Below are 13,235 nucleotides of genomic sequence, written 5' to 3'. Positions count from 1 at the left end.
TCAAAAGTTTTAACTGTAGTTTCTCCATTATCAGCAAAAATGGGGTATTCAACAATATCAATTGGTTGTATTATATCATGTAAATTATCAACATTTATTAAATTGGAATTTTTTACATATGAATTTAATATCGAAGAAGTTGAAAATATTGATGCTGCTGATAATGCTATTGTTGTTAACATTGATAAATTTTTTTTTCATAAATAACACCTCTTTTTTAATAACTTCTTAAAATCTTAAGAAGTTGGATACATCATAAACCTTTATTTTAAAGAAAACAATAAAAAACATTTATAATAAATAAATGTTTTTTAATAATTTTTACGATTAAAATAAAAAATGAAATTCATTATTATCGATTTTTTTGATAATTATATACTAGCTTAAGTACTGTTTTTAAAGGTAATATTCTAATAATAGTTCTTGTAATTTTATTAGAAATTCCTGTAATAATAAAAGTTTTTCTTTTTGTTTTTAAGGCTGTTTGTAAAGACTTTTTAGCATAAGTTTCAGTATCTAAAACTGGTAATAATGAACTATAATGTTCTTTATTTCCTTTACCATTACTACTACGATTTCAAAATTCAGTTTTTAATGGACCTGGGCAAATTGTAATTACTCTTACTTTACTTTTTGCTCTTTTTAATTCATAATTAACTGCAACACCTAAACTTCAAACATATGATTTAGAAGCATAATAACTAGCAAAAACAGGCCCCGGACTAAAAGCTGCCATACTTCCAATATTAATAACACGACCATAATTATTTTTACTAAAACGTTGAACAAATAACTTTGTTAAAATATGTAAACAAGAAATATTTAAATTAATCATATTTAATTCTTGTTCTAACATGCTATCTGCAAATGTTCCTCAAACACCATAACCAGCATTATTAATAACTACTGTTACATTTAATTCTTTTGATAACTCAAATAATTTATAAATATTTTTTAAATCAGATAAATCTAAATCATAATTTTTAACTTGTAAGTGTGGATACTTATCTGCTAATTCTAATATTTTTTTACTATCACGTGATACCCCTAATACATAATAACCTTGTGCTAATAATGCTTGACAGTAATAATATCCCAATCCTTTAGACGCTCCTGTAACTACTGCTCACTGATTCAAAACAATTACTTTATTTATCATTTATATTAATACTCCTTTTATTTTTAGATATTAAACATTTTTTTACTATTTGAACTAATATAATTATAAGCGCTAAAAATACTTAATATTGTAGCAACGTACATTGGTATCATTACTAATTGATTAATTAAACCATATTGATCATTATTACTATGACCATTAACACTACCATTTAAAAATCGTCAATTAATAAAAAATAAAATTGTAATTCCTAACATTTGTACTGCTGCCTTTATTCTACCATATTTATCAGCAGCCATTACTGTGCCTTTAGTAGCCAAAATTTGACGAACTACATCAATAATAAAATCACGTAATACCAAAATAACTACCATTCAAACCGGAATTATAGTAGCACATGCCATTACAATTAAAACACCATTAGTTAAAATTTTATCTGCAATTGAATCAAAAAATTTACCAAAAGTTGTTACCTGATTAAATTTTCTTGCTCATCATCCATCAATAAAATCACTAATGGCAGCAATAATAAATAAAATTGCTGCTATTAACCAACTAATTGGTAAACTATAACTATTAATATTAATACTTGTTATTCAAAGATGATAAAAATTATCATTATCTATTGGACCGATAATCATTAAACTAACAATAATTGGAACTAATATTAATCTTATTAAAGAAATAATATTGGGAACATTCATATTTAAAATCCTTTCATATAAGTTTATTTATAATATTTAACATTATTATGTACTTACCTTTTTTAGCATAATTTATAAAAAGTAAAACTTATATTTTTGATCTATTCATGAAATAAGTATATCGTTATTTTCTATATCTATCAATAATATACATTTATATATTAAAATAAATATTCTTTTATATACAATTTCTTAACTATTGTTTGTTTTTTATTTTTCTGATTTTTCTCTTTCGGCAGCAGCTTGTGGATTTTTTCTTTTCTCAATATAATAGAATAAACCAATATAACTTAAATAATAATCTTTATTAAAATCAATTAAACGTGAAGCATTTGTAACAGTTGCTTGTCCTGCCGGTTTACTTCCTCATTCATAAAACGGAATTAAACGTGTTTTTGCTGGATTATGTTTTGCTAAAAAAATAACAGCAGTATCAAAATCTAATTTCATTAACTCACTACCTGTAATTAATTTTTTACCTTGTAATGATGAATTAATATTATCAGCTTTTTTATCTTTATTACCAGAATGGCTATAATTAATAATTGTTTTTTCACCAAACATATCTGAATATTTATTAGCAGTTTGTAAATCCATAGTTTGCAAAAAAGTATGCAAAATACAGTTATTAAAAATAGTTTCTGCTGTTTCTTTACCATATTTTTGTGTTAATTGTTGTAAATCTTGCATAATCATCATGAAAAAAATATTACGACTTCGTGCAACAGTAATCATTTGTGCCATACTAGCAATCGTTGGTATATTACCAAACTCATCAAATAAAAAGTATAAAGGACGTGGTAATTTAATATCAGGCAAAGTACTTGCATAACGAATTGTATTTTTATATAACTGTGCAATAAACATTGATACAAAAGCATTACGTTCATTACTTTCATCAGGAACAACTAAGAAAACAGCACTTGGTTTTTTTACAATTTCATCTAAATTTATATCATTACTACAGCTAATATTTCGTGTCACTGGATCAGTAAATAAACGTAATCCATTAGCAACCATTTGACTAATTGATCCCGCAGTTTCTTCAGCACCTTCTAATGCACCTAAACCAATTTGACGAGCTAAACTATGAGTTGGCATTTTTTTTAGAATTTCAACATATCGTTGACGATTAGTAGCAACAATAGCAGCATTTGACATACTAAAGTATTTTAAAGGAACATCAGGTTGATCTTCAAGTTGTTCTAGCATAAATAACATAATTGATTTAACAACTTGCATCGCTGATTGATTTCAAAATTTTTGTTTTGGATCTGATTCAGGAAATAAGGCTTCGACAATATCATTAATTCATGATAATGCCATTGATTCATAAGTAATTGATTCATTTAAAGGATTATTTTCTTTTTTTAAACGCATTGATTCTACATAAAAATCATATACTTTAACAAAAGGATTTCATGAATTAGATACTGATGTATCACGTAAATTAATAACATAAACATCGTAACCATTATCTTTTAATATTTTAGAATGATTTTGAAATAATTCTCCTTTTGGGTCAGTAATAACCATTGATGGTTTAATTTTTGATTGGGCATTTAAATATATAGTTGGAATAACTAATTTTTGAGTTTTACCACTTCCTGTTCCCCCAATTACAATATTATGAGCATCAGACTTAATATTAAATTGGACACCACCAATTTTAGTCTTTGTTGTTTGAACAACAATACCGTAATCATTTTCAACAGTTTTTGATAAAGGAAAGGTATTAGCAATTTCAGTGGGTGTTAATCAAGCAGCAGATCCATACACTTTATTTTTTGAATCACGTAAAAAGCGACTTTTATTATGAGTTTCACGATAAATTTTATATTTGTGAATCATAAAGTAAGATAATAAAACTGAAAATTCAATAAGAAATAGAATTAAAAATAATAATCAATAATTAATAACATCCTGTATTAAAAATTTAAGTGTAAATGGTTGTTGATTATCTCCACTATGAGAAAATATGTTACGAACAAAGACTAAAGCATAAACTAATAAAGTATTTATTAATACTAAAAAGGGTATAACAATTATAATTACTGCTGGTAGTACTCATTTTTTTTGACGAATAAATTTCATTTTTATGTTCCTTTATTTTTTATATATTTTATAATAATTTATATTTTACCCATATTGGGAAATAACACCAGCAATACCTGATATTATTAATAATAAAATACCAATACTTACATTTCGTCTTCAACGATAACTTTTTTTCTTTTTAAATTCATTTTTTGTTTTTTTAAATTTCATGATTATTTCTCCAAGATTTTAATATTTTACTTTTTTATTCATCAGAATCTCCTCTTCTTGCATTCTTTCTAATATTATTTAAATTTACAACAGGTTCTTTAAAAGCAGCATTAGCCATATTTTTTAATCCAACAAAAGGATTTTTTAAATTATTTTTTGTATCTTGTCATTTAGTACCATGATCATTAGAATTTTGAAATTTACCAATTCCTTTAGCAACTCCTTTAGTACCTTTGCTTAAATAACCCGTGATACCATTTTTTAATAGTCCATTTGCTTTCTTTTCGCTACCATCAGGATTTCTTCCATCTTTAGCACCACCAAATGTAATTTGTTTTCCAAGTTTTAATGCACCAGCACCACCGGCTGCAAGGCTAGCAAAACTACGAGCTTTACCCATAATATTTCCGGCAATAGCTGCTCCATTAGAATCAATAGCGCTTTGTACACCTAAGTTTTGTGTTACTAAGTGATTAATAATTTTTTGAGTTCTTAAACAACTAATAGCACCGGCTGTACAAAATAATGTATATAGAACTTGTTTTTCAAGTCAACTAAAATTAGCATTTTTAGTAATATCTAGTATTGCTTTTGGTAATATTTCAAGGAATATATAAATAGGTAACATCGTTCCTGGACCAATAATAAACTTACCTATTACCATTTCTTTTCAAACACCCAATCTTTTTCCTTGATCAACAGGCATTATACCGGCAACAATTGGTGATATTGAAAATAAAAGTAATAAATCAATAATTCTTTCAACCAATGTCATTGATGCAACAAATAATACATATAAAGTAAATCACACCGCAATAATTTCAAGAATAAAGTTTCAATGTTTTAAATACGAAACATCAGGCATTGAAAAAACACCATTAGGATGCAAAGAACTATCATAATCAGGAGCACCAATACCTCATAATAAATCAGCTAAACTAGCATTTTTTCCTAAAGATGTAATTTGTAAAACTGCCAATAATCCTGTCATTAGATAATTTATAGCACTCATAAAAAATGGAATGAAAACAATTACTAAAAAAGCTAAAAATGTATTTTTTATAGCTTTACCTAGTTTTTCTCTAATTGTATGTGTTTCAGTAAATTGGATAATAATTAATTGCATAATAAACATAATAAGTATTACACCAATTGAAACAACAGCTAATACTGAAAAAAATATTGGTAAGTTTTTACTATTAAGTGGATCTTCATTAAATTTTCCAAAAATTAAATTAGTTATTGCATCAGTTGTTAAATAATCAAATATACCATGTGGTCTTAATAAAACAGCAATTAAATATAATGGTCCTTGAATAAAAATAAGTCAAGGTATAAATAATAAAGCTCCTAGTATAATATCTGTTAGTCAATCCATATTTTCATCTCTTTTCTCTTCATAACTTAATATCAAGTTAATATATAACTTTCTTTAGTTAGTAGGAGAATATTTGGATTACCACCAAAGGCCTGCACAAGAGCAATTATTATTGCTGATGCAGTAATACCAATAATTGGTGCAATTAATGTATACATAAACGCTTTTTTAATCTCACTTCTATGTTGTGGATCATCACCAGCAGCCGCTAAATCTTTTGCCAATATAATTATTTTAAAAACACTAAATGCAATTAAAACAGCAATTAGCAATCCTGCAACTGCCGAAACATAAGGTTTTGCTACATCAATGATTTTATTTATATCAGGTCCATCTGATAGATAATTAAAAATCATAAGTTTTTCCTCCTTAAATAATAAAAAAATAAAATTATTTACTAATCAAAATTGTTTATAAAGCATGAATTTATCTAATAATATAATAAGCCCTCTATTTTACTCCTTAAAGAGATAAATTACGACTTACAGTCAAATTCATATGTTATAAATAATGTTGATACACATTAATTATAGTTGGTTTTAAAATAAAGTAAATAAAAATTTTCAATTTTATCAACTTATTTTTTATTATTTTATAAAATTTATTATTTAAATAAAATCATATTAATAAAACTTATAAGTTTTATTAATATGAAAGTATCTTTATTTAGTTTAAAAATAAATTAATAATTATTGATGAAATCGATAATGTATAAAAAATATACTAATTTTCAATTTCTTTATTTTTTATATTTTTAATTGCTTGTGTTTCAGCATCACTAACATTAATATTTAAACACATACGATATAAACTAGAAATAGCAAAAAGACATTCACCGACTTTAGCACGAGCAATAAAATCAGTTTCATTAGCAGAAATGCCATCATATGAAGAATACAATTCATTTAATGCTGCTAAATCATGAGGTTGTAAGTTTAATACTTTTAAATATTGACTTGAGTTAATAATAGCAGTAGTATATTTTTTAATTTCTTCAGAACCAAGAAAATCATTAATATTTTGTGTAATAATATTTATCATACCTGTATACTTACGAATTCTCTTAACAATTTGATACATAAATAATAATGCTGCTGGAAATTCTTTATCAATAAGTAAATGGGCTTCATCAATAGTAATTGAAATTCATTGTTGTTTATTATTAATTTCATTATCATTTTTATTCTTTCGTACTTCATTTTCAATATATTTCAAAATTAAAAACATTTGAGCGTTAACTAAACGTTTATTCCCTGATTGCATTAAAGTATATAAATCATAAACTTGTAATAAACTACTGCTATTAATATTAGTATGAGCATTTCATAAATTAGCATCAGTACCACCAGTTGCAAATCTTGATAATATAATTAGTAAATTTTTTAATTCATTTTTACTTCTAATCTCTTCTTCTTTAACCATATCAGATTCAATAATATCATATAAATCTTGAAAAATTGGAAATTGATTTGGTTTTAATAAATGAATTTTTGTTCGAGAAGTAATACCAAATTTTTCATACATTAAATTTACATAAATCATTAATAAACTTGATTCATTTCTCGTTAATCCACCAGTAGCAACGTTTAAAAATTGTTCTAAGAATTGCATATGTGGTGCTAAAATATCACGAGTATTATTATCATTAGTATTATCATCACTCAGTGCCAATGTAATTTGAAATGGATTAATATTGCCAGAAGAACCGTCACCAACATCAATTCAACTTCCATCATGATAATTACATAAATCGCGATATTCACGTTCAGGATCAATAACAATTACTTTATGACCAAGCATAATTTGATAATTTACTTCCTTTTTAGAAGTATAAGATTTTCCTGAACCACTAGTACCAATAATTAGTTGATTATGATTTTTACGAGTACTACTTTTAGTTCTTTGATCAAAAAATACTTTATTACCACTTTCATTAAATCCAAGAAACAGTCCTTGTTTATCATTTAATTCTTGATTTAAAAAAGGAAAACTAGCGCCTATTGTTAAACATGGCATTTCGTGACCTGTTTCTTTAAATCAATCAGCACTATCTGGCATTACTGATAAAAAAGCTTCTAATTGACGATAATATAATTTATCAAACTTCATATTATTGTTTTTTATTTCGTATTCGGCAGTACTAATATTTTGTTTAAGTTGCTTACAATCAGCACCATTAATTAACACATACATATTAGTATTAAATATTTTTTCACCACCACCAGCAATTTGATCTAATAATTCATTTAATGATTGATAATGATAATCATAATCTCTTCGTTCTGATAATGATTTTGTCATAAAATTTAAAGTTGCTAAATTTTGCATAGCTTTATTCAATTGTTTTTTAGCACTTTCTTCACTGATACTATTAAAAGTAAAGATTAAACTAGTATTAGGAATATTTACTAAATTTGCTAATCAGACTGCTGAAACTTCAAATGGATAATCATATATGTTATAAACAGTTTGAAAACAATTAGCAAATTCTAAATTATTCTTATGAACTAATAATTCTTTAATCGCCAAATCATTAGTTAAATCTTTACTTTTAACAGTTTCTTCTTTTTTTGTAGTAAACATTTCTTCTAAGGAAGCATTTTCATTAGAATTTATTAATTTACTATAAACAACCATCATTTCAAAACAATTAATATCACTAGCTTTAACACCACTACGACTGATATAATTTTTAAAAGCATTTACTTCTTCTTTTAATTTTTCTTGATTTGATGAATAAAAAAATAAGTAAAAAAATGGTTGCGTCATTTCATTTTGATTTTGAATTTCATTATTAGCATTAATTGCTGATATCATTTGAAATTTTCTTGCTAATTTTGCTTTTTCACTAATATTTTCTAAATCAATTTTTTCGAGTTGTTCTTTATAAAAATTAGTTTGTGCAGTTATATCTAAAGGCATATCAATCTTTATTAAAGACATAGAAATATTAATAATTTTAAAAGCTGCAGCTAAATCTTTAATTTTATTTGAGGCTTCTTCATTAGATAATAATGTAATATTAAAACCCTCCAATAATAAAGCTCTAGTATAATTTGTATTTTTCACATTTAATTGCATTACATTCTTACTAATAATTTTTTTAAATGGTACTAATATTTGTGAATTTTTTTCAGATTTATAATAACGATTTTTACTATGAAATTTAAATCATAATAAAATAATTTCTCATCCTTTTTTTCTTGGCTGTCAATAAAAAGTAAGCGGAATAGTAGCACAACCAACTAAAATAACAGCTAATATTTTAAAAATAATATCAATTTGCAACAATAAAATAATAATTGAAGCAAATCCAACTACCATTAAAATAATTAATAAATCAATTAAACCAACACTTCTCCAAATTTGTAATTTTACAAATTTAATAGTTTTAGGAATTAAAAATTTCATTTATCTTTTCTTTTGAAATTTCATTAGAATTTAGCGCTGAATTTGGTTTACTGTTTATTTTCTCTATCTTTATACTATTAACACGCTTCTTAAAGCCACAACGACTGCAATTAACTTGAATATTTATTCCTTCTAAGTAATCAGCTATCAAAATTACTCTACCACATCGATAGCAAGCAAAAGAATTTTGTGGCTTTTGAGCTAATCGAACAGATGTATACGTATCTTTCATAATCATTGTCTCCTAACTGAATTTAATTTGTTTACTAAACACAATTCAAAGTTATCTTGTTCCCTAAATATTATTAAGCAACTGAAAAAGAAAAAATAAATTTTTGTTATATTTTTAATTTAAAATAACCCACTATTTAAACACTATTTTCTTTTTAAAATCTAGTTTTACTTTAAAAAATAAATTAAATTTTTAAAAACAAAGAAGAAAATTTAAAAAAATTTTAATAAAATAATATCTATAAAAACTCAAGAAATCAAAGTTTTATACATTTCTTGAGTTAAATAAATTTTAACAAATTAACAAAAAATAACAAATTTTTTTTATTTTTCTAACTTTTTATTAACTTATCTAATCCTGGAATATTTGGCATTTCTCCTTTTTTAATCTGACCAGCAATTTGATCCATAACTTTTTTAGTTTTTTCAAATTGGTTTAACACTTTATTTAATTCTTTTTGTGAACGACCTGAGCCTTTTAATACTCTTGCTTTTCTAGTCGGATAACGTAAAATTTGTGGCTTTTCACGTTCTTGAGCAGTTGTTGAAGCAATAATATATTCTGCTATTTTTAAATCAGTTTCAGCATCACTAATTTTAGCATCACTAATTTTAGCAGACATACCAGGAATCATTTTTACAAGTGAGCCCAATTTACCCATTTTTTGAATTTGCTTCATTTGATTAACAAGGTCATTCAAATCAAATTGACCTAACATCATTCTATTCATAGTTTCTTCAACATCACGAGTTGAAACTATACTTTCGGCCTTCTCCATTAATGTAGTAAGATCACCCATTCCTAAAATACGTTCTGCCATTCTTTCTGGATAAAAAACCTCTAAATCAGTTACCTTTTCACCCATTCCTAAGAACTTAACAGGAATCTTTGTTAAATAAGAAATTGAAAGAGCTGAACCACCCTTAGCAGTACCATCTAATTTAGTGATTATGCTTCCAGTAATAGGAATAGTATTATTAAACTCAATAGCAACATTAATTATATCTTGTCCTGCCATACCATCACAAACAAGTAAAACTTCTTTTGGTGAAGTAATTTTTCTTATTTCTGCTAGTTCTTGCATTAATTTTTCATCAATGTGTAATCTTCCAGCTGTATCAATTAATATTACATCAAACTTATTTTTATTAGCATATATTTGAGCATTTTTAACAATATTAGTAGGAGTTTCATTTTTTTGGGAAAAAACTTCAATATTCAATTGTTTTCCTAAAACTTTTAATTGTTCAACAGCAGCTGGACGATAAATATCTGCTGCAACTAATAAACATTTTTTTTGATATTTATCTGTTAACAACTTTGCTAGTTTAGATATTGTTGTTGTTTTACCAGAACCTTGTAAACCAACTATCATAATAACAGTAGGATTAGTAGATAAATCTAATTCAACATTCTTAGTACCCATAATCTTTGTTAATTCATCATGAATAATTTTAATTAACATTTCTTTTTGATCTAAGCCTTCTTTAATAAATTCACCTTTTGCTTTATTAATAATTTCATTAGTTAAAGTTTTAACCACCCTAAAATTAACGTCAGCCTCTAACAAAATTAATCTGAATTCTTTAATTGTTGCTTCCATATTTTCCATGGTTAAAGTTTTTTTACTTAAATTTTTTTCTAATGTTTTTTGTACTTTTTTTGACATAATGTCAGCAAAACTCATATTTATATTCTCCTCTATTTTTAAGACTATATTATTTTAACACTAAAATAATAATGAAAAAATAAATTAAACATAAAAAATAAATACTTGAATTAACAAATTATATATTTTATAAAGTTAAAAGAGAACCTAAGGGTTCTCTAAAAAACAATTAATTAATTCTGTTGCTCTTACTTCACGAATAACAGTAATATGAATATCGCCTGGTATTGTAATCATTTGTTCTAATTTTTGTTTTAAGTTTCTTGCTAATATATGAGCATCAAAATCATTAATAACTTTAGGATCAACAATAACTCTAATTTGTCTTCCGGCCTGAACAGCATATGCTTTTTCTACGCCTTTAACAGATTTACACAAATCTTCAATTTCTTTAATTCTAGTTATAAATTCTTCTAATGAATTATTTCTTGAACCAGGTCTAGCTGCTGATAATGTATCAGCAGCTGAAACTAAAGAAGAATAAACATTATCTTTTGCAACATCACCATGATGAGAATGAATAGCATTAATAATAATATCACTTTCACCATATTTTTTTGCTAAAATCACACCATTATAAACATGTGAACCTTCTAATTCATAATCAGCGGCTTTACCAATATCATGTAATAAACCAGCACGTTTTGCAATATTAACATCTAAACCCAATTCAGCTGCCATTGCTCCTGCAAGTTTGGCAACTTCAAAGGAATGCAATAAAACATTTTGACCATAACTTGTACGATATTTTAATCTTCCAATATAAGATACTAACTCTGGTTCAAAACCAGTTAATTTTAACTCATCAATAATTTTTTTACCATCAACTTTAAAACCTTCATTTAATTCCTGCTCATGAAATCTCAAGATTTCTTCAATTCTAATTGGATGAATTCTTCCATCTTTAACTAAATCTTCTAAAGCTCTAGTTGCAATTTCTCTTCTGATCGGATTAAATGAAGAAATTTGAATTGTTTCTGGCGTATCATCAATGATAATATCTACACCTGCTGTTAACTCAAAAGATTTAATATTTCTACCCTCTTTACCAATAATTCTGCCTTTCATTTCTTCATTAGGCAACTTAACATATGATACTGACTTATCAACAATAAAATTACTTGCATAACGTTCTATTGCTTCACTAACAATATTATTGGCTAACTCTTTAGTTAGAAGTTTAATATTATATTCATGATTTTTAATAATTTTATTAAATTCTAATGATAATTTTTCTTTTAATTTACTAAACAATTCATCTTTTGCTTCATTTCGACTCATACCAGAAATTTTTTCTAATTCCATAATAATTTGATCAATTTTTTGATGATATTCTAATTTAATATTTTTTACAATTTCACGTTGATGATAAAGATTTTGTGTTTGTGTTTCAATTATTTCTTCACGTTCACTTAATTTGCGTTCTCTTTTATTTAAAAGTTTCTCATATTCTAAATTTTGTTCTTTACGATATTCAATCTCTAAATACAAATCTTTTTTCATTTTACTTATTTCAATTTTTGCATCGGCTCTTGAGGATTGAATTAATTTTTGAGATTCTTTTTCTCTCTTTAAAATATTAGTAAAACTTTGTTGTTCTTTAATTTTTAAATACATTTTTCTAATTAGAAATCCAGCAATTATCCCTACTATCATTGCTAGAAAAATTGATATACCTACTCACGTTCCAAACTGTTGACTACTTATATTTGATAATATAGCTAACATATTTTTTTCCATTTATATTTCTCTCCTTGCTGTAAAACACCTACAAGAAAAAGAATCCTTATACTCAAAAACTTAAATAAAATTAAAATTTTATATTTTTCTTCTTTAATATCTACACACAAATAAGTAGGATAATAATCCTACATTAATTTTAGCATGTTTTAAATATTAATTTTTAAAACTTGATTCGTTCCTTAATTTGTTCTAAAAGAAAAGTATTTGCTTCTAAACTTTCTTTTGCTTTTATTTTTCCTTGTCCTAATTTTACATCTTCATAAGTGTATCAGCCACCAGATTTATTAATAACTTCTTTCTCAACAGCAATTGTAATGATTTCACTAATTTTTGAAAATCCTTCTTCAAAACAAAAATCAAGACTTGCTGTTTTAAATGGTGGTGCTACTTTATTTTTTACAACTTTTATTTTTATTTTATGACCAATTATTTGATTACTTTTGATTAATTGTTCACCTTTACGTACTTCTAGTCTAATTGTACTATAAAAACGTAATGCTTTTCCTCCGGGTGTTATTTCAGGATTACCATATATAATACCAACTTTTTCTCGAATTTGATTAATAAATAAAACAATACAATTAGTTTTTGCGATATTTCCACTAATTTTTCGTAATGCCTTAGAACCTGTTTAGAATCTTTTTTGATTAATTTTTAATAAAATTTATATTATAATGGTTATTTTATAATAAAAAATAGATTTTTAGTCG

The 13,235-nt window shown here is 25.1% G+C and carries 11 protein-coding genes; 1 reads left to right on the top strand and 10 read right to left on the bottom strand.

Annotated elements, in window-relative coordinates; all coding sequences use genetic code 4:
• The first annotated feature begins 39 nt into the window (after positions 1-39).
• Entirely contained in the window at positions 40-207 is a 168-nt protein-coding gene (locus tag ACQH26_RS03790; protein ID WP_425382889.1) for a hypothetical protein, read from the top strand.
• A 145-nt stretch (positions 208-352) separates the two neighbouring features.
• On the opposite strand, the gene ACQH26_RS03785 is transcribed toward ACQH26_RS03790, so the two are convergent.
• The 10 genes from ACQH26_RS03785 to ACQH26_RS03740 all read right to left on the bottom strand — a co-directional run bounded on the left by ACQH26_RS03785 (position 353) and on the right by ACQH26_RS03740 (position 13,141).
• Entirely contained in the window at positions 353-1,159 is an 807-nt protein-coding gene (locus ACQH26_RS03785) for an SDR family NAD(P)-dependent oxidoreductase (RefSeq protein ID WP_425382888.1), read from the bottom strand.
• Positions 1,160-1,182: 23 nt separating this feature from the next.
• Positions 1,183-1,824: a CDP-diacylglycerol--glycerol-3-phosphate 3-phosphatidyltransferase gene (pgsA, locus tag ACQH26_RS03780; RefSeq protein ID WP_425382887.1), complete on the bottom strand. Its 642-nt coding sequence runs from the start codon at positions 1,822-1,824 to the stop codon at positions 1,183-1,185.
• A 210-nt stretch (positions 1,825-2,034) separates the two neighbouring features.
• Complete coding sequence (locus ACQH26_RS03775; protein ID WP_425382886.1) at positions 2,035-3,918, bottom strand: VirD4-like conjugal transfer protein, CD1115 family; 1,884 nt, start codon at positions 3,916-3,918, stop codon at positions 2,035-2,037.
• Positions 3,919-4,126: 208 nt separating this feature from the next.
• Positions 4,127-5,470, bottom strand: a complete 1,344-nt coding sequence (locus tag ACQH26_RS03770) for an Mbov_0396 family ICE element transmembrane protein (protein WP_425382885.1) — start codon at positions 5,468-5,470, stop codon at positions 4,127-4,129.
• 26 nt (positions 5,471-5,496) lie between these two features.
• On the bottom strand, positions 5,497-5,826 hold the full coding sequence (locus ACQH26_RS03765) for a hypothetical protein (RefSeq protein WP_425382884.1): 330 nt from the start codon (positions 5,824-5,826) through the stop codon (positions 5,497-5,499).
• Between the two features lie 367 nt (positions 5,827-6,193).
• Positions 6,194-8,881, bottom strand: coding sequence for an Mbov_0397 family ICE element conjugal transfer ATPase (locus ACQH26_RS03760; protein ID WP_425382883.1), 2,688 nt, complete (start codon positions 8,879-8,881; stop codon positions 6,194-6,196).
• Positions 8,862-9,113 carry a hypothetical protein gene (locus ACQH26_RS03755; RefSeq protein ID WP_174480064.1) on the bottom strand — a complete coding sequence of 84 codons (252 nt, stop codon included), beginning with the start codon at positions 9,111-9,113 and terminating at the stop codon, positions 8,862-8,864. Before ACQH26_RS03755 ends, ACQH26_RS03760 begins: the two co-directional genes overlap by 20 nt.
• A 331-nt stretch (positions 9,114-9,444) precedes the next feature.
• Positions 9,445-10,800 carry a signal recognition particle protein gene (gene ffh, locus ACQH26_RS03750; RefSeq protein ID WP_425382882.1) on the bottom strand — a complete coding sequence of 452 codons (1,356 nt, stop codon included), beginning with the start codon at positions 10,798-10,800 and terminating at the stop codon, positions 9,445-9,447.
• 129 nt (positions 10,801-10,929) lie between these two features.
• Entirely contained in the window at positions 10,930-12,522 is a 1,593-nt protein-coding gene (gene rny / locus ACQH26_RS03745) for a ribonuclease Y (protein WP_425382881.1), read from the bottom strand.
• 163 nt (positions 12,523-12,685) lie between these two features.
• Positions 12,686-13,141 carry a hypothetical protein gene (locus ACQH26_RS03740; protein ID WP_425383074.1) on the bottom strand — a complete coding sequence of 152 codons (456 nt, stop codon included), beginning with the start codon at positions 13,139-13,141 and terminating at the stop codon, positions 12,686-12,688.
• Positions 13,142-13,235: the final 94 nt, after the last annotated feature.

This window comes from Spiroplasma endosymbiont of Melieria omissa, from assembly GCF_964031175.1.
In the GTDB taxonomy this organism is placed as follows: domain Bacteria; phylum Bacillota_I; class Bacilli_A; order Mycoplasmatales; family VBWQ01; genus Spiroplasma_E; species Spiroplasma_E ixodetis_A.
This window is presented reverse-complemented; position numbering and strand designations above follow the sequence as displayed.